Raw genomic sequence first — 18666 nt, forward strand, 5'->3', positions numbered from 1 at the left:
ACGCTCCTGCGTAAAGGGCTGAAAAGGTAAAGCCGTATCATAAAAAAAGGCTGGATAGATATCCAGCCTCATTTGTCATTATCGCAACCTTCCCCGCGCCAGATTGAGTCGGCTCTCGCTCATTTGCATCGCGTTCTGGCTAACGTGGCAATGCGTAATCGCGATAGCCAGCGCATCTGCGGCGTCTGCCTGCGGGTTAGCGGGGAGCTTCAGCAACGTTCGCACCATATGCTGCACCTGGCTTTTCTCCGCGCTACCAATACCGACGACGGTTTGCTTCACCTGACGCGCCGCGTATTCAAACACCGGCAGTTCCTGGTTGACCGCGGCGACAATTGCTACGCCGCGCGCCTGTCCCAATTTGAGGGCTGAATCGGCATTCTTCGCCATAAACACCTGTTCGATAGCGAAATAGTCCGGCTGGAACTGTGTAATGATTTCCGTCACGCCTGCGTATATGAGCTTCAAACGAGACGGCAGATCATCGACTTTAGTGCGAATACATCCGCTGCCCAGATAGGTCAGTTGCCTGCCGATCTGACGAATAACGCCATAACCGGTGATGCGCGACCCCGGGTCAATACCGAGAATAATAGCCATCACGCATCTCCTGTTATGTTCGGATTCAACCACCTCATTCTAAGGTAGCGGCAACCTCATCAGAGATCTCACCGTTATGGTAGACTTCCTGAACATCATCACAGTCTTCCAGCATATCAATCAGACGCAGCAGTTTCGGCGCGGTTTCCGCATCCATATCCGCTTTGGTTGACGGGATCATGGACACTTCGGCGCTGTCCGCTTTCAGACCCGCCGCTTCCAGCGCGTCACGCACTTTGCCCATCTCTTCCCAGGCAGTGTAAACATCAATCGCGCCATCATCATAGGTCACAACATCTTCCGCGCCAGCTTCCAGAGCGGCTTCCATGATGGTGTCTTCATCGCCTTTCTCAAAGGAGATGACCCCTTTCTTACTGAACAGGTACGCCACTGAGCCGTCCGTACCCAGATTACCGCCGCACTTGCTGAAAGCATGACGCACTTCCGCTACGGTACGGTTACGATTGTCACTCAGACACTCAATCATAATGGCCGTGCCGCCAGGACCGTAACCTTCATAGATGATGGTTTCCATGTTCGCATCATCATCGCCGCCGACGCCGCGAGCGATGGCGCGGTTCAGAGTGTCGCGGGTCATGTTGTTGGCCAGAGCTTTATCCACGGCCGCGCGCAGACGCGGGTTGGCATCCGGATCGCCGCCGCCCAATTTAGCTGCCGTTACCAGTTCACGAATAATTTTAGTGAAGATTTTACCGCGCTTGGCATCCTGCGCAGCTTTACGATGTCTGGTGTTGGCCCATTTACTATGACCTGCCATAAATATTTCCTCAAAAAAAGCGCGCCTTTTCAGGCGACGTTAATGACAAACTCTTCAATCGCTTGCCGATTACTCCAGGACTTGGTAAGCGCCGCCGCGTCAGGCGCATCAAGCCACTGGTACGTCAGATGTTCTGTGAATATCACCTGACGCTCATGCGGTAGGGCAAGGCAGAACCAGGATTCTGTATTGTGCATGACGCCCGGCGCATAGCGATGACGTAAATGTGAAAAAATCTCAAACTCCACCGTACGTTGGCAGTCGATTAAGGTCAGTTGCTCTGCCGCAACATCAATCGTGACCTCCTCTTTGACTTCACGCACGGCGGCCTGCAACGCGGTCTCCCCTTCTTCCACACTGCCCGTCACCGACTGCCAGAAATCCGGGTCGTCGCGTCGCTGCAACATCAGCACCCGTTTCGTATCTTGCGCGAAGATAATCACCAGGACCGAAACGGGGCGCTTGTACACTTTATCCTTCACGCGGCCTCGTTGTTGGCTGTTAGGTGACGCCGCTCATTGATGAGACTCGCCCTTGTGGACCGCCGCGATATCGCGCGAATGATGTCGTGTACATTGTTCATATCAGTTATTCTCAGCTTTCTTCACAACCTGAATACCCAACTCCGTCAACGCCGCCTGGTTGGCGAAACTTGGCGCTTCGGTCATCAGACACGCGGCAGCGGTCGTTTTCGGGAAGGCGATAACATCACGAATATTGTCGGTGCCGGTCAACAGCATGGTCAGACGGTCCAGACCAAACGCCAGGCCCGCGTGCGGCGGCGTACCGTATTTTAACGCATCCAGCAGGAAGCCGAACTTCTCGCGCTGCTCCTGCTCATTGATACCGAGAATACCAAATACGGTTTGCTGCATTTCACCGTTGTGAATACGCACCGAACCGCCGCCCACTTCGTAGCCGTTAATCACCATATCGTAAGCGTTAGCGACGGCTTCTTCCGGCGCAGTTTTCAGTTCAGACGCCGTCATGTCGCGCGGGGCGGTGAACGGATGGTGCATCGCGGTCAAACCGCCTTCGCCGTCGTCTTCAAACATCGGGAAGTCAATCACCCACAGCGGCGCCCACTTGTCTTCGTCGGTCAGGCTCAGGTCTTTGCCCAGTTTCAGACGCAACGCGCCCAGCGCATCGGCAACCACTTTTTTGTTATCTGCGCCGAAGAAAACCATATCGCCGTCCTGCGCACCAGTACGTTCAAGGATAGCGTCTACGATGTCGGCGGTCAGGAACTTGGCCACCGGGCTGTTGATCCCGTCCAGACCTTTCGCGCGCTCGTTAACTTTGATATACGCCAGGCCTTTCGCGCCGTAGATCTTAACAAAGTTACCGTAATCGTCGATCTGCTTACGGCTAAGCTGTGCGCCGCCCGGCACACGCAGCGCAGCCACACGGCCTTTCGGATCGTTAGCCGGGCCCGCGAAGACCGCGAACTCTACCGATTTCAGCAGGTCAGCGACATCCACCAGCTCCATCGGGTTACGCAGGTCTGGTTTGTCAGAGCCGTAACGACGTTCCGCCTCTGCAAATGTCATGACCGGGAAATCCCCCAGATCCACGCCTTTCACTTCCAGCCACAAATGGCGCACCAACGCTTCCATCACTTCGCGCACCTGCGGCGCGGTCATGAAGGAGGTCTCGACGTCGATCTGAGTAAATTCAGGCTGGCGGTCAGCACGTAAGTCTTCATCACGGAAGCATTTGACTATCTGATAGTAACGGTCGAAACCGGACATCATCAGGAGCTGTTTAAACAGTTGCGGCGACTGCGGCAGCGCGTAGAATTTACCTTTATGAACGCGCGAAGGCACCAGATAGTCGCGCGCGCCTTCCGGCGTGGCTTTGGTCAGCATCGGCGTTTCAATATCAAGGAAACCGTGATCGTCCATAAAACGACGCACCAGGCTGGTAATTTTGGCGCGAGTTTTCAGGCGCTGCGCCATTTCCGGACGACGCAAATCCAGATAGCGGTACTTGAGACGCGCCTCTTCGGTATTAACGTGGTTAGCGTCAAGCGGCAGTGAGTCTGCGCGGTTGATGATAGTGAGAGAGGACGCCAGCACTTCAATTTCGCCGGTCGCCATATCCGCATTGACGTTTTTCGCGTCACGCGCACGCACGGTGCCCGTAACCTGAATGCAGAACTCATTACGCAGTTCAGAGGCCAGCTTTAACGCGTCCGCACGATCCGGATCGAAGAACACCTGCACAATACCTTCGCGGTCGCGCATATCGATAAAGATCAGGCTACCAAGATCACGACGACGGTTGACCCAACCACACAGAGTCACCTGCTGCCCCACGTGGGACAGACGTAGCTGTCCGCAATATTCTGTACGCATGAGATATCCCTTAACTTAGCCGCAGGCGGATTGTTGCCTGCCATGCAGGCGACGAAGTCGCAGCTTTAGCTGTATGTCACAACTGGATGAAAAAAGGCGGCTATTATACTGGAAATTCTGCCGCACGATAAGAGTCAATCCAGCATGGGAGCGATAACTTGCCCGTTTCATGCGGTATCGACGCCTGGTTCATACTGACTGTACCCGGGTTTTTCACGCGGGTATTGCGTATGCTCACAAAAATTAACAATATTTGTCGCCGCTTTCCTCTTTAATCGTGCTTAAGGTATAGCGAAATCCGCTATTTTTAGGAGAGTGATTATCATGCTGAAACTCAACGCGACCACAACCGCCCTGGTAGTTATTGATTTACAGGAAGGAATTCTTCCGTTTGCCGGCGGCCCGTACACGGCAAACGAGGTGGTCGCCCGCGCCGCGCGGCTGGCGGAAAAGTGTCGCGCCAACGGCTCGCCAGTGGTCATGGTACGCGTCGGATGGTCTGAGGATTATGCCGAGGCGTTAAAACAGCCGGTTGATGCTTCAACGCCTGCGCACGCGTTGCCGGAAAACTGGTGGACCTGGCCTACGGCATTGGGTAAAACTGACAGCGATCTGGAAGTGACTAAACGCCAGTGGGGCGCGTTTTACGGCACCGATCTGGAATTACAACTTCGCCGCCGGGGTATCGACACCATCATATTGTGCGGGATCTCAACCAATATCGGCGTCGAATCCACAGCGCGTAACGCCTGGGAGTTGGGATTTAACCTTATTATTGCCGAAGATGCCTGTAGCGCCGCCAGCAGTGAGCAGCATCAGAGCAGTATGACGCATATTTTCCCGCGTATTGGCCGGGTACGTAGCGTAGAGGATATTTTAAACGCCTTATGATCTACATTGGCTTGCCGCAATGGTCGCACCCGAAATGGGCGCGGCTCGGCATCACCAGTCTGGAAGAGTATGCCCGCCACTTTAACTGCGTGGAGGGCAACACCACGCTTTACGCGCTGCCGAAAGCGGAAATTGTTGATCGCTGGTATGCGCAAACTACGGATGATTTTCGTTTTTGTTTCAAATTTCCCGCGACCATTTCTCACCAGGCCGCTCTGCGTCATTGCGACGATCTGGTGCAGGAATTTTTTACCCGTCTGGCGCCGCTGGAAACGCGCATTGGCCAATACTGGCTTCAGTTGCCTGCCGTCTTTGGACCGCGAGATCTCCCCGCCTTATGGCAATTTCTTGATGCGCTCCCCGCCACGTTTACCTATGGCGTAGAAGTTCGTCATCCGTGTTTTTTTGACAAAGGTGAGGATGAACAGCGGTTCAATCGCGGGTTACACGAGCGCGGCGTAAACCGCGTGATCCTGGATAGTCGTCCGGTACATGCCGCCCATCCCCACAGCGAGGCCGTCCGCGACGCGCAGCGGAAAAAACCCAAAGTCCCGGTACATGCGGTCGTGACGGCCAGCCATCCGATGGTGCGTTTTATCGGTAGCGATAATATGGCGCAAAACCGTCAGTTTTTCGCCGCCTGGTTGCAGAAACTCCCGCAGTGGCGGCAGACCACCACGCCTTTTCTGTTTTTACATACTCCGGATATCGCGCAGGCGCCGGAACTGGTGAATACGCTTTGGCATGATTTACGCAGCGTCTTACCGGAAATCGGCACTGCTCCGTCCATTCCACAGCAATCTTCTCTTTTCTGAAAATGCCCCCTATCATAGGCAATGCCATCAGCCATTACTTACTCTAAATAATTCGAGTTGCAGGAAGATGGCAAGGGAGAGAATCCCCGGGAGCTTACATTCAATAAGTGACTGGAGTGAACGACAAATCTGCCGGGAGCAGATTTGAACGCGGCTTGCAGCGGCCCCGTATGGGGCGAGACCCAGAGATGAGTCAAGTATCTACAGCCAACGCACATGCAACTTGAAGTATGAAAAGTAAAGGGAGTTTGTATGGTAAGCGCGCTTTATGCCGTTTTGGGTGCGTTATTATTAATGAAGTTCTCTTTTGATGTCGTTCGCTTGCGAATGCAGTACCGTGTCGCCTATGGCGACGGCGGTTTTAGCGAGCTGCAAAGCGCTATCCGTATTCATGGTAATGCGGTGGAATATATTCCCGTCGCGCTGGTACTGCTGCTGTTTATGGAAATGAACGGCGCCGAAACGTGGATGGTGCATATCTGCGGCATCATTTTAATCGCCGGTCGGCTGATGCATTATTACGGCTTCCACCACCGCCTGTTCCGCTGGCGGCGGGCGGGGATGAGCGCGACCTGGTGTGCATTGTTGCTGATGGTGCTGGCAAACCTGTGGTATATGCCCTGGGAGTTGGTTTTCTCCCTGTATTAGCGCACAATACGCGCCTTTATTTTTCCCGGATGTATACGTTATGTCTCACCGCGACACGCTTTTTTCTGCGCCTATCGCCCGTCTCGGCGACTGGACTTTTGATGAACGAGTAGCCGAAGTTTTCCCCGACATGATTCAACGGTCGGTGCCCGGCTACTCTAACATCATCTCTATGATCGGTATGTTGGCTGAACGCTTTGTGCAGCCGAACACGCAGGTCTACGATCTGGGCTGCTCGCTGGGCGCCGCGACGCTGTCTGTTCGGCGCAATATCCGCCATGAGCATTGTCGGATTATCGCCGTCGATAACTCCCCGGCCATGATTGAACGCTGCCGCCGCCATATTGATGCGTATAAAGCGCCTACGCCGGTTGACGTAGTTGAAGGCGATATCCGCGATATCACTATTGAAAACGCCTCGCTGGTGGTGCTGAATTTTACCCTGCAATTCCTTGAACCTGCCGAACGCCAGGCATTGCTGGATAAGATTTACCAGGGGTTAAATCCCGGCGGCGCGCTGGTGCTGTCGGAAAAATTTAGCTTTGAAGACGCTAAAGTGGGCGAGCTGTTATTCAACATGCACCACGATTTTAAACGCGCGAATGGGTACAGCGAACTGGAGATCAGCCAGAAGCGCAGTATGCTGGAAAACGTGATGCTCACCGACTCGGTGGAAACGCATAAAGCGCGCCTGCGTAAGGCGGGTTTCGAACACAGCGAACTGTGGTTCCAGTGCTTTAATTTTGGGTCGCTTGTCGCGTTAAAAGCCGGAGTTGCCGCATGATCGAGTTTGGTAACTTTTATCAGCTCATTGCTAAAAATCATCTCTCCCACTGGCTGGAAACATTGCCAGCGCAGATTACCGCCTGGCAACGCGAGCAGCAGCATGGCTTGTTTAAACAGTGGTCGAACGCGGTAGAATTTTTACCGGAAATTACGCCCTGGCGGCTGGACTTACTGCACAGCGTCACGGCGGAAAGCGAAACGCCGCTCAGCGAAGGTCAGCTAAAGCGTATTGATACGTTGCTGCGTAATCTGATGCCGTGGCGTAAAGGCCCGTTCTCGCTTTATGGCGTCAATATTGATACCGAATGGCGTTCCGACTGGAAGTGGGATCGCGTACTGCCGCATTTGTCAGATTTAACCGGCCGGACGATCCTTGATGTCGGCTGCGGCAGCGGCTATCACCTGTGGCGGATGATTGGCGCAGGCGCACATCTGGCGGTCGGCATCGATCCTACGCAGCTTTTCCTCTGCCAGTTTGAGGCGGTGCGTAAACTGTTGGGTAACGATCAGCGCGCGCATCTGCTGCCGTTGGGCATTGAACAACTCCCGGCGCTGAAAGCATTTGATACCGTCTTCTCGATGGGGGTGCTTTATCACCGTCGCTCGCCGCTGGAGCATCTGTGGCAGTTAAAAGATCAGTTAGTCAACGAGGGTGAACTGGTACTGGAAACGCTGGTCGTCGACGGCGATGAAAATACCGTTCTGGTGCCCGGAGATCGCTATGCCCAGATGCGTAACGTCTATTTTATTCCTTCCGCACCGGCATTAAAAAAATGGCTGGAAAAATGTGGCTTTATTGATGTGCGTATCGCTGACGTTTGCGTCACCACCACCGAAGAGCAGCGCCGTACCGAATGGATGGTTACCGAATCGCTGGCCGATTTCCTTGACCCGAACGATCGCAGCAAGACGGTGGAAGGCTATCCCGCCCCATTACGTGCGGTATTGATTGCACGTAAACCCTAGTCATTTTTGACTGGTGGCACATTTTCTCCAAAATAGTTCGGTTTGCGACAAGGCGGCGACGCAGCAAATCCCCGGGAGCGTAGATCACTACGTGACCGGGGTGCGCGAGGACAAATTCGTCTGGAACGAATTTGAACGCTGTTCACAGCGCCCGCAAGGGCGAGGCCCAGGGATGGGCCGAGTTATTGCCAACGCAGTAGCAGACCGAAATATGCAGGAGAAGGATAAAAAAAGGCCCCTGTTGAAATTGCAGGGGCCTGGTACGAGCAAGCATCATATTGGGCGACATGATGCAACGGTAAAAATCATTTGGCCTGATGGCGAACCATGATTCCTTTCATTTCAGCGACCGCCGCCCCCTCTACCCTATAGCGGGAATACTCGTCCGCCTGAATATCGGCAGACATCGATAACCCCTGATTGCGATAGCGCATCGGCGAAGGCAGTAAGACTCCGGCGGAACTGTGTACTTCCCGTACTCCGGCATCGAGGAAATTCTGCAGGTTATTTGCACGAACCCCCGCACCAGCCATAATGATTGGAGCATCCCTCTGTGCAATAAGTTCCATAATTATTGATAAACCTTGCGCCGCATCAGATTTTTGCCCGGAGGTCAGCACTCTTGCTACGCCTGCGTCAGCCAGATTCTTTAGCGCATTGAAGGAATTAGCGCACATATCAAAGGCGCGGTGGAATGTCACCGCCAGCGGTCCGGCCGCCGCCATTATTTTTTCCATTCGCAACATATCGACATCCCCGTCAAGGGTTAACACGCCAGTAACCAGCCCGGGAAAACCCAACTCTCTGACGAGGCGAATATCTTCCAGCATGGCGGCAAATTCGCCGTCAGTGTAATAAAAATCCCCGCCGCGAGGACGAATAATCGGATGTACGGGAATCGTAATATGCTCGCGCACGCTGCGTAAGACGCCCAGCGAAGGCGTAAGCCCCCCTTCTTTCGGCGCAGCGCACAGTTCGATACGATCCGCGCCGTTTCGCTGCGCGGTGAGCGCGCATTCCATGCTGTAACAACAGATCTCAAGTAACGCCATATTCACTCCTGTCGGCAGGTTAATGGGCAGCCTGTTCACTGGCGACGATCGCTTCAATCGACCACGGATGAAATTTTACCGTGACGCGGCCATCGGTCACGGCCAGCGTAGGGTTTGGCAAACGTTCATGCTCGCCCTGCGGCGTACTGGTTTTAACCACGATCCCCGGCTGACTAAGTCCCTCATCCGACAACAACGCCAGGGCCCTCGCGTTCAAGGTCTCCGGCTCGCCGGGCAGCACGATTTCAATATGCTCCCACCCTTCGTGCGGATAGCGTTTTTCTCCCGGCCACGGTAATTCAATAACAGAAAACCGCCAGTGTTCCACACATACCGGTTCATGCAGTTTAAACAGACAAATCGGCCTGCCGTTGATGATATTTTCCGACAGTAACTCACCGCATTGTTCAAATCCGCGACGCCAACGCTCTGCCGTCGTATTCTGGTGACAGCGCAAGGAAATGTGATCGGCCTCAAGGGCGCTAATATCCAGACCAAGACGAGTGGAAAGTTCTCTGAACGCCAGAGTGAATCGCGGTAAATCTGCGGAAATATCATGCAGTTCGTCAATGTTTTGCCAGTTCGCCATATCAGGACGCTCTTCTTGCTGTGAAAACCGCTAATTTACGCTGTTGCGTCCCGTCAACCAACCTTTGATTTGATGGGGCGTTTATTGAATGCTTATGCAGATTATTGTTGCGTATATTTCAGGCGACGCGCCGCGCGCGCAATGCTGACGCCAACGGGCATTTGCAGTATACTCCCGCCCTAATTCTTAAACTGGCGCGGGCAATACAGCCCGCTTCATAAACGTAAGGTATTCCGGTGAATATTCAGGCTCTTCTCTCAGAAAAAGTTAGTCAGGCCATGATTGCTGCAGGCGCGCCTGCAGATTGCGAGCCCCAGGTTCGTCAGTCAGCCAAAGTTCAGTTCGGCGACTATCAGGCCAACGGCATGATGGCAGTTGCGAAAAAACTGGGTATGGCCCCCCGACAACTTGCAGAGCAGGTGCTGACTCATCTGGATCTCAGCGGCATCGCCAGCAAGGTTGAAATCGCCGGCCCTGGCTTTATCAATATTTTCCTCGAACCAGCTTTTCTCGCTGAACAGGTGCAACAGGCGCTGGCCTCCGATCGTCTGGGCGTTTCTCAGCCGACTCGCCAGACGATTGTCGTTGACTACTCCGCGCCCAACGTCGCGAAAGAGATGCACGTCGGTCATCTACGCTCCACGATTATCGGCGATGCGGCAGTACGCACGCTGGAGTTTCTGGGCCATCATGTTATTCGCGCTAACCACGTCGGCGACTGGGGCACCCAGTTCGGTATGCTTATCGCCTGGCTGGAAAAACAGCAGCAGGAAAACGCGGGCGACATGGCGCTGGCGGATCTCGAAGGATTTTACCGCGATGCGAAAAAGCATTATGACGAAGATGAAGCGTTTGCCGAGCGCGCGCGTAACTACGTCGTCAAATTGCAGAGCGGTGATGCCTATTTCCGTGAGATGTGGCGTAAGCTGGTTGATATCACGATGACGCAAAATCAGATCACCTATGATCGCCTCAACGTCACCCTGACGCGTGATGATGTGATGGGCGAAAGTCTGTATAACCCGATGCTGCCGGGCATCGTCGCCGATCTGAAAGCCAAAGGCCTGGCGGTTGAAAGCGAAGGCGCAACGGTGGTTTTCCTTGATGAGTTTAAAAACAAGGAAGGCGACCCAATGGGCGTCATCATTCAGAAGAAAGATGGCGGTTATCTGTATACCACTACCGATATCGCCTGCGCCAAATATCGTTACGAAACGCTGCACGCCGACCGCGTGCTCTACTACATTGACTCCCGTCAGCACCAGCACCTGATGCAAGCCTGGACCATTGTGCGCAAAGCCGGTTATGTACCGGATTCCGTTCCGCTGGAACACCACATGTTCGGCATGATGCTGGGTAAAGACGGTAAACCGTTTAAAACTCGTGCGGGCGGTACGGTGAAACTGGCGGACCTGCTGGATGAGGCGCTGGAGCGCGCGCGTCGTCTGGTGGCGGAGAAGAACCCGGATATGCCGGCTGACGAGCTGGAAAAACTGGCTAACGCAGTCGGTATTGGCGCGGTGAAATACGCCGATCTGTCAAAAAACCGCACCACTGACTATATCTTTGACTGGGATAATATGTTGGCTTTCGAAGGCAATACCGCACCTTATATGCAGTATGCCTATACGCGTGTGCTGTCTGTTTTCCGTAAAGCGGACATCGACGAGCAGGCGCTGGCGAGCGCGCCGGTTATCATCAGCGAAGATCGCGAAGCGCAACTGGCTGCCCGTCTGCTGCAGTTTGAAGAGACCCTGACGGTGGTCGCGCGTGAAGGTACGCCGCACGTCATGTGCGCGTATCTGTATGACGTCGCCGGGCTGTTCTCCGGCTTCTACGAGCACTGCCCCATTCTCAGCGCAGAGAATGACGCCATTCGCAATAGCCGTCTGAAACTGGCGCAACTGACGGCGAAGACGCTGAAACTGGGTCTGGATACGTTGGGTATCGAAACCGTAGAACGCATGTAAACGCGCCGTCGTTAACATCATCAGGCCTGGCTCCGGGTAGTGGACTCAGGCCTTTTTATTGCCACTGCGGTATATCTGTAACAAATCACAAGGAATGACACATTTCTATAGAGAGATGGAACATCTTTTACCTGTGCTGGCGCTGACCGCCCCGTATCATTAGGCGGCGGATTGTTCAGGTACAGGTAATGACTTTTAAAGACTTTGATGCGGAAGAGAAACTCTTCCTGAGACGTGTGATCGTGGCGTTTGGCGTAGTGGTTGTCTGCTTTGGTATCCTGATCTTCAATCTCTATAACTTGCAAATCCGCCAGCACCATTACTACACCACCCGTTCGAATGAGAACGATATCAAGATGCTGCCCGTCGCGCCAACGCGCGGCATCATTTACGATCGCAACGGCATCCCGCTGGTGCGTAACGTGACCTGGTATGATATCGCGGTTACGCCCTATAAAATTGCCGATATGGATGCGCTGCTAAAACAGCTCACCCCTATTGTTGATCTCTCCCCCGATGATATCGCCGACTTTCGCCATGCGCTAAAATCAAGTAGCCGCTATCGTCCGGTGGTGCTCAAAAATGCGCTAACGGATGTTGAAATTGCACGCTTTGCGGTCAATCAGTTTCATTTCAACGGCGTCACGATCAATAGCTATCAGGATCGGCAGTATCCTTACGGCGCCGAGCTGGCGCATGTTCTCGGTTACGTGTCAAAGATAAACGACAACGACCTTAAAGCGCTGAACCAAAAAGGGCTGGCGGAGAATTACGCGGCGGACCATAACATCGGTAAGCAGGGAATTGAGCGTTACTACGAAAACGATCTTCACGGTAAAACTGGCTATCAGGAGGTCGAGGTTGATAATCACGGGCGTATTGTCCGCCTGCTGAAAGACGTTCCCCCCATCGCGGGTAAGAACATTCACCTGACGCTGGATCTCCATTTACAAGAGTACATTGAAAGCTTGCTGGCCGGGCAGCGTGCTGCCGTACTGGTTGAAGATCCGCACGATGGTTCAGTGCTGGCGATGGTATCTATGCCCAGCTACGACCCGAACCCCTTTGTAAAAGGTATTAGCTATCAGGATTACGGCAAACTACTGCACGATAAAAATCTGCCGCTGATCAACCGCGTGACGCAAGGGCTTTATCCTCCGGCATCAACGGTTAAACCCTATATGGCGATGTCCGCGCTGTTAAGCGGGATTATTACGCCGCAAACCACCTTCTTTGGCGCGCCAACCTGGACGCTTCCCGGCACGCAACGACATTACCGGGACTGGAAAAAAACCGGACACGGTATGCTGGATGTCACTAAAGCGATTGAGGAATCTGCGGATACCTTTTTCTATCAGGTCGCTTATATGATGGGTATTGACCGTATCGACACGATGTTGTCTCAGTTCGGCTATGGCAAACCGACGGGCATCGACCTTAATGAAGAGTATGACGGGCTGCTTCCCAGCCGCGCATGGAAACAGCGGGTCCATAAAAAAGCCTGGTATCAGGGCGATACCATCTCTGTCGGCATCGGTCAGGGTTACTGGATTGCCACCCCCATCCAGATGGTAAAAGCGATGGTGGCGCTCATCAATAACGGTAAGGTGATTGCCCCTCACCTGTTGCTCAATGAAGAGAGCGGTAAAACGGTGGTTCCGTATCGTCCTTCTGGAACATCGTCACAGATAGCCGATCCGGCTTCGCCATACTGGGGACTGGTGCGCCAGGCGATGTATGGCATGGCGAATGCACCCAACGGAACGGGTTATAAGTTCTTTCACACCGCGCCCTACGGCATTGCGGCCAAAAGCGGCACGTCGCAGGTGTTTAGCCTGAAAGAAAATCAGACCTACAACGCGAAAATGATCCCTATTCGCCTGCGCGATCATGTCTTTTATACCGCTTTTGCGCCGTATAAAAACCCTAAGGTCGCTATTGCCTTGATTCTGGAAAACGGCGGAAGCGACGGCGTTACCGCCGCGCCCGTCATGCGAAAAATCCTTGACCACCTGTTTGATCCACAGGCTGATACCACGCAGCCGGGGCAAGCGCCATAGATCAAATAAGCCAGGCGCCATCAGACAAGGATACGGCCGGAATATCCGCATACATCAGAAATAGTTACGCAGGTATTCCGTCAAACACAGCATGGCCATCGCCTGCCCGTAAGGCATAGAGGTCAACGGTATATGACGATAAAAATCGAGATCGTGACCCATGCCAGTGCCAAATGAGGTTTGCAGCAGTTCGCCTTCCGGCGAGATATGTTTCACTATCCCCCGAATAGCTTTTTCCGCCACCAGCGCATAGTGCCGCTCGACATAGCGTTTGCGCACCGCTTTAAGAATACCGTAGGCAAAACCTGCCGTCGCCGACGCCTCAAGATAAGAGTGCGGATCGTCAAGCAGAGTATGCCACAAACCGCTTTCATCCTGATATTTCGCCAGCGCGGCGATCTGCGCATTCAGTACCTGGACCAGATAACGGCGCACGGCATTATTTTCCGGCAAATTCAGCAGTTCAAGAAAATCCGGGATCACAATGGTCAGCCAACTGTTGCCACGCGCCCAGCGAGCGTTAGCGAAGTTATGATGACCGTCATAGCTCCAGCCGTGGAACCACAACCCCGTCTCTTTATCCATCAAATTCTGCACATGTAGCAGGAACTGATAGGTTGCCTCTTCCATGTATTCCGGTCGGTTCAACAGTTTACCGATTTTCGCCAGCGGCAGCACCGTCATCATTAGCGTGTCGTCCCACATCTGCTGATGATTTTCCTCCGCCAGCGTGGTGTGCTGCATCCCGCCGTGATCGGTACGGGGCATTTCATTCATCGCCCATTCGGCCCACGTTTCCAGCCACGGTAAATACGCTGGATTACGCGTCTCTTCATAGCGATACGCCAGCGTTAAAAACGGCGCCATCGTATTAACGTTTTTCGTCGTCGCGCCTTCCGCAAAACGATCGGCAAACCAGTCATCAATGATCTTACGCATCGTCTGGTCGCCGGTCTGTTGATAATAGTGATACATTCCGTACAGACCCACGCCGTGCGTCCACTCCCATCCTGCCCAACCTTTAGTATCGATCACGCGTCCATCGTCCAGTCGCAATAAAAATTCGCCCGTCTCATCTTTAATATTGACCAGGTTATGCGTCACCTTTTGAATCAAGGCTTTTAGTTCATCTCTGGCGATAAAATGCTCAGGCTGACGCAATAACGGACTGTGTTTGACTGGATAAACCATCATTTACTTACCCTCTGTTTAATGTCGAATTCAGCGCTGCGTGCAGTTTTATCGCCGACGCAGTCGATTCGCCACAGTAAAAGCTAAGCTGGGCGGAAACCTTTTTGTTTCTGCCATTGCCAGAGCATAAATGGCAAAAACACAAAGAGTCCGGCAACCTACGTCACCAATTTATAAAACAGCGTTTCTATTTATAAAAAAAGGAGAGTCAAACATGCGAAACAGGCAGCAGCATTCCTGCTGCCTGGTGAAAAGATGGGCGGTTAGCGGTAGTTAACAATCACCTGATTGCTCCGCACTTTTAATGCGGGGATGAGTCGGCCGCCGCCGGGGACTTCCCAGACAAAGCGGAGCGGTTCGACTGCGGGAACATGAGCAAAACCGTGGGTCGTGCCACTCTGACCATCAAGTTCTACGCAACGGGACTGGGAACATAAACGTACCCGTAATCCCGCGGGTGTCGGGCCATTCAGTTCATAACGCCAGACGACCAGCGTCATCAAACCGGAAACCGGCTGACGCGCCGACAGCGGCGAAGACGATACGGAAACGCCCCGGTAATTTAAGGTTACGCCCATACCGCTATCCTGCCACGCGCCTTCGCCTGCGGCCTGAACCGTCAGGGGAAAGAGCAGCAACGCCAGCCACTTACGCATTATTTTCCTCCAATGGTCGCTGTCATGCGGATATGACGGTTATCGGAAAGCTCAAGGTTCGATAACACCACCAACTGCGGTAAACTGCGTCGCAAAAAGCGGGACAATAATGGACGTAGCGCATGGTTAACCAGCAATACTGGCGGCGCGCCAAGCATCTCCTGGCGAGAAAGCGCCTCTTGCGTCTGCGCCAGCAGGCGATCCGCCAAACCCGGTTCAAGACCGCCGCCGCCCTGCAATGCCTGAAGCAGCAAACGTTCCAGCGCGGTATCCAGGCCAATCACCTGCACTTCTTCATTACCGGGGAACCACTGTTGCGTAATAGCCCGTCCTAATGCCACGCGTACCACGGCGGTTAATTCATGCGGATCGCTTTGTAACGGCGCATGTTCCGCCAACGTTTCAAGAATGGTTCGCATATCGCGAATCGGGACTTTTTCCGCCAGTAAGTTTTGCAGGACTTTGTGTAAGGTCGTAAGGGTCACGACGCCGGGGACCAGATCTTCTGTGAGTTTAGGCATCTCCTGAGAGACACGATCCAACAGTTGCTGCGCTTCCTGGCGGCCAAACAGTTCGGCGGAGAATTGGCCAATCAAGTGGTTAAGGTGCGTCGCCACAACAGTACTGGCTTCAACTACGGTAAAGCCCTGAATTTGCGCCTGCTCTTTCAGGGCGCTTTCAATCCAGATGGCATCAAGGCCAAAAGCTGGATCGACGGTTTTCTCGCCCGGTAGTGTTCCCGCCGCCGTGCCGGGGTTAATAGCCAACCAGCGTCCCGGATAAGCGTCCCCGCTGCCGATCTCTACCCCTTTCATCAAAATACGGTAACGCGCAGGCTGTAAATCCATATTGTCGCGAATATGGACAACCGGTGGCAGAAACCCCATATCCTGCGCGAATTTCTTACGAATGCTGCGAATACGTCCGAGTAATTCTCCATCCTGTTGAAAATCCACCATCGGAATCAGGCGGTAACCGACTTCCATTCCCAGTGAATCCTCAAGCTGTACGTCATTCCAGGTGGCTTCGACCACCGAGTTATTCTCCGGCATTTTTACCGGCTGCGGCTCCTCAGGCGCTTTTTCTTCGCGCCCGCGCAGCCACCATGCCAGGCCGAGCAAGGCGGCGGTAAAGAGTAAAAATACCAGGTTAGGCATTCCAGGCACCATGCCAAGCAGCCCCAGTACCGCCGCTGCAAGCAGCATTACTCTTGGGTTACTGAACAGTTGGCCGACCATCTGCTCGCCGACATCCTGATCGGTACTGACGCGGGTTACAATGACACCCGCCGCCGTGGAGATGACCAGCGCCGGGATCTGGGCGACCAGGCCGTCGCCAATGGTCAGCAGGGTATAGCTTTCCGCCGCGCTGCTCACGCTCATTCCATGCTGCAATACGCCGACCAGCAACCCGCCGACCACGTTAATCACCATGATGAGAATACCGGCGATGGCGTCGCCACGTACAAATTTACTCGCCCCGTCCATCGAGCCGTAGAAATCGGCTTCCTGAGTGACTTCCGAACGCCGCTTTTTGGCCTCGTCTTCACCAATCAGACCGGCATTAAGATCGGCATCAATCGCCATTTGCTTACCGGGCATACCGTCCAGCACAAAGCGCGCGCCGACTTCGGCAATACGTCCGGCGCCTTTGGTGATGACCATGAAGTTGATAATGACAAGAATGATAAAGACCACAATCCCGATCGCGAAATTACCGCCGACCAGGAAATGACCGAACGCCTCCACCACCTTTCCCGCCGCCGCCGCGCCGGTATGTCCCTCCATCAAAATAATACGCGTTGAGGCCACGTTAAGCGCCAGACGCAATAGCGTGGTAAACAGCAGGATGGTCGGAAACGCGGCAAAATCCAGAGTACGCTGGGTAAACATCGCCACCAGCAGCACCATGATCGATAGCGCAATATTAAAGGTAAACAGTAAGTCGAGGATAAAAGCAGGCAGCGGCAGCACCATCATCGACAAAATCAGCAGAATGAGGATCGGCCCGGCGAGAATTTGCCATTGCGTTGATTTCAGGTTGCTGGGCAGGCGCAGCATCGCGACCAGATTAGCCATCAGTAGTCTTCTCGTTCATAAAATCCAGCGCTTCTGGCACTGGAAGATTCTCAGGTTGTGGAGGACGTTGCCCGCCCGCAAGCCGCCAGCGTTTAAGCTGCCAGACCCAGGCCAACACTTCCGCAACGGCAGCATATAGCTGTCCGGGAATTTGCTGACCGATTTCGGCGTGGCGATATAATGCCCGCGCCAGCGGCGGCGCTTCTAAAGTGGGAACCCGGTGTTCAGCGCCTATTTCGCGAATGCGCAGCGCTATCAACCCGGCCCCCTTCGCGACCACTTTCGGCGCGCTCATTTTGTTTTCGTCATACTGCAGCGCCACGGAATAGTGCGTCGGGTTGGTGACAATGACGTCCGCTTTCGGCACATCGTTCATCATGCGGCGCTGTGCGGCGGCGCGCTGCATCTGGCGAATTTTGCCCTTAACGTGCGGATCGCCTTCGCTCTCTTTAAATTCGTCGCGAATATCTTTACGTGACATGCGCAATTTTTTCAGGTGGCTAAAGATCTGGAAAAAAACGTCAAATCCCACCATCGGGATCACGCCCAGTACCACCAGTAACGCGCAGAGTCCGACCAGATCCAGTGCATTCCCCATTGCGGTAATTGGCGACTCCGCCATCAGGCGCATCATTTGCGGCCAGTTATGCCAGAGATAAAATCCGGTAACGCAGCCTACCAGCGTGGATTTCAACACCGCTTTTAGCAGCTCCGCGCCGGTCTGCGCCGAGAACATACGCTTAATTCCCGGTAGTGGGTTTAATTTAGAAAATTTGGGCTGTAGTGACTTACCGCTAAAAATCAGACCGCCAAGCATAACCGGCGAGATAAGCGCCACCAGCACCACGCCCGCGATGAGCGGTAGCAGCGCCATCATCGCCGCTTTAATCAGCAAAATTATCTGTCCCAGGATCAGGTTAGGATCGTTCACCATACGGTGATCGAAGTGCAGGCCTGCTGAGAGCATTCCCGCCAGTTGCCGCGCCAACGACTCGCCGCCGAACCAGATAATGCAAACGCCCACCAGCAATATCAGCAGTGAGGTTAGCTCTCTGGAGCGGGGGATCTGCCCTTCTTCCCGCGCTTTTTCAAGTCGGTGGGGTGTGGGGGCTTCTGTTTTGTCGTCGTCGCTCTCTTCTGCCACGCAGCAAACCCTGGATAGATTGATAAGCGAGAATGATGCCAGAACCGCTTTACGCCAATGGGCAGAGTAAGCGGTAAAAAAGGCG

17 protein-coding genes are annotated in these 18666 nt (G+C 53.8%); 7 read left to right on the plus strand and 10 right to left on the minus strand.

The window, feature by feature from the left end:
• Nucleotides 1-78: 78 nt before the first annotated feature.
• The 4 genes from ruvC to aspS form a co-directional block, all read right to left on the minus strand.
• Entirely contained in the window at nt 79-600 is a 522-nt protein-coding gene (gene ruvC, locus F4V72_RS17660) for a crossover junction endodeoxyribonuclease RuvC (RefSeq protein ID WP_023248798.1), read from the minus strand.
• Between the two features lie 34 nt (nt 601-634).
• Entirely contained in the window at nt 635-1378 is a 744-nt protein-coding gene (locus F4V72_RS17665) for a YebC/PmpR family DNA-binding transcriptional regulator (protein WP_023248799.1), read from the minus strand.
• 29 nt (nt 1379-1407) lie between these two features.
• The gene (gene nudB, locus F4V72_RS17670; protein ID WP_053508919.1) at nt 1408-1860 is read right to left on the minus strand and encodes a dihydroneopterin triphosphate diphosphatase; all 453 of its coding nucleotides are present in this window, start codon (nt 1858-1860) and stop codon (nt 1408-1410) included.
• A 102-nt stretch (nt 1861-1962) separates the two neighbouring features.
• Complete coding sequence (gene aspS, locus F4V72_RS17675) at nt 1963-3735, minus strand: aspartate--tRNA ligase (RefSeq protein WP_053508916.1); 1773 nt, start codon at nt 3733-3735, stop codon at nt 1963-1965.
• A 324-nt stretch (nt 3736-4059) separates the two neighbouring features.
• On the opposite strand from aspS, the gene F4V72_RS17680 reads away from it, so the two are divergent.
• The 5 genes from F4V72_RS17680 to cmoB all read left to right on the plus strand — a co-directional run bounded on the left by F4V72_RS17680 (nt 4060) and on the right by cmoB (nt 7841).
• The gene (locus F4V72_RS17680; RefSeq protein ID WP_023248802.1) at nt 4060-4626 is read left to right on the plus strand and encodes a hydrolase; all 567 of its coding nucleotides are present in this window, start codon (nt 4060-4062) and stop codon (nt 4624-4626) included.
• Entirely contained in the window at nt 4623-5441 is an 819-nt protein-coding gene (locus F4V72_RS17685) for a DUF72 domain-containing protein (RefSeq protein ID WP_063390543.1), read from the plus strand. Before F4V72_RS17680 ends, F4V72_RS17685 begins: the two co-directional genes overlap by 4 nt.
• Nucleotides 5442-5693: 252 nt before the next feature.
• The gene (locus F4V72_RS17690) at nt 5694-6089 is read left to right on the plus strand and encodes an MAPEG family protein (RefSeq protein ID WP_023248804.1); all 396 of its coding nucleotides are present in this window, start codon (nt 5694-5696) and stop codon (nt 6087-6089) included.
• Between the two features lie 40 nt (nt 6090-6129).
• Nucleotides 6130-6873 (plus strand): carboxy-S-adenosyl-L-methionine synthase CmoA, encoded by a 744-nt coding sequence (gene cmoA / locus F4V72_RS17695; RefSeq protein WP_023248805.1) that lies wholly within the window; start codon nt 6130-6132, stop codon nt 6871-6873.
• Nucleotides 6870-7841 (plus strand): tRNA 5-methoxyuridine(34)/uridine 5-oxyacetic acid(34) synthase CmoB, encoded by a 972-nt coding sequence (cmoB, locus tag F4V72_RS17700; RefSeq protein ID WP_136058331.1) that lies wholly within the window; start codon nt 6870-6872, stop codon nt 7839-7841. Before cmoA ends, cmoB begins: the two co-directional genes overlap by 4 nt.
• Nucleotides 7842-8146: 305 nt before the next feature.
• On the opposite strand, the gene cutC is transcribed toward cmoB, so the two are convergent.
• Together cutC and F4V72_RS17710 are read right to left on the minus strand one after the other, a co-directional pair.
• The gene (cutC, locus tag F4V72_RS17705) at nt 8147-8893 is read right to left on the minus strand and encodes a copper homeostasis protein CutC (protein ID WP_023248807.1); all 747 of its coding nucleotides are present in this window, start codon (nt 8891-8893) and stop codon (nt 8147-8149) included.
• A gap of 19 nt (nt 8894-8912) precedes the next feature.
• Entirely contained in the window at nt 8913-9482 is a 570-nt protein-coding gene (locus tag F4V72_RS17710) for a VOC family protein (RefSeq protein ID WP_053508911.1), read from the minus strand.
• A gap of 236 nt (nt 9483-9718) precedes the next feature.
• On the opposite strand from F4V72_RS17710, the gene argS reads away from it, so the two are divergent.
• Together argS and mrdA are read left to right on the plus strand one after the other, a co-directional pair.
• Complete coding sequence (argS, locus tag F4V72_RS17715; protein WP_001025357.1) at nt 9719-11452, plus strand: arginine--tRNA ligase; 1734 nt, start codon at nt 9719-9721, stop codon at nt 11450-11452.
• 188 nt (nt 11453-11640) lie between these two features.
• Nucleotides 11641-13512, plus strand: coding sequence for a penicillin-binding protein 2 (mrdA, locus tag F4V72_RS17720; protein ID WP_121768329.1), 1872 nt, complete (start codon nt 11641-11643; stop codon nt 13510-13512).
• Nucleotides 13513-13566: 54 nt separating this feature from the next.
• Here mrdA and F4V72_RS17725 read toward each other — a convergent pair whose 3' ends face one another.
• From F4V72_RS17725 to flhB, 4 genes are all read right to left on the minus strand, one after another.
• Entirely contained in the window at nt 13567-14706 is a 1140-nt protein-coding gene (locus tag F4V72_RS17725) for a glycoside hydrolase family 88/105 protein (protein ID WP_136058332.1), read from the minus strand.
• A gap of 260 nt (nt 14707-14966) precedes the next feature.
• Nucleotides 14967-15359 (minus strand): flagellar protein FlhE, encoded by a 393-nt coding sequence (gene flhE, locus F4V72_RS17730; RefSeq protein ID WP_023248811.1) that lies wholly within the window; start codon nt 15357-15359, stop codon nt 14967-14969.
• Nucleotides 15359-17437 carry a flagellar biosynthesis protein FlhA gene (gene flhA / locus F4V72_RS17735; RefSeq protein ID WP_023248812.1) on the minus strand — a complete coding sequence of 693 codons (2079 nt, stop codon included), beginning with the start codon at nt 17435-17437 and terminating at the stop codon, nt 15359-15361. Before flhA ends, flhE begins: the two co-directional genes overlap by 1 nt.
• The gene (gene flhB / locus F4V72_RS17740; RefSeq protein ID WP_053528942.1) at nt 17430-18581 is read right to left on the minus strand and encodes a flagellar biosynthesis protein FlhB; all 1152 of its coding nucleotides are present in this window, start codon (nt 18579-18581) and stop codon (nt 17430-17432) included. The genes flhA and flhB overlap by 8 nt, the downstream gene beginning before the upstream one ends.
• Nucleotides 18582-18666 lie beyond the last annotated feature (85 nt).

It is taken from the genome of Salmonella enterica subsp. diarizonae, from assembly GCF_008692785.1.
Taxonomy (GTDB): domain Bacteria; phylum Pseudomonadota; class Gammaproteobacteria; order Enterobacterales; family Enterobacteriaceae; genus Salmonella; species Salmonella diarizonae.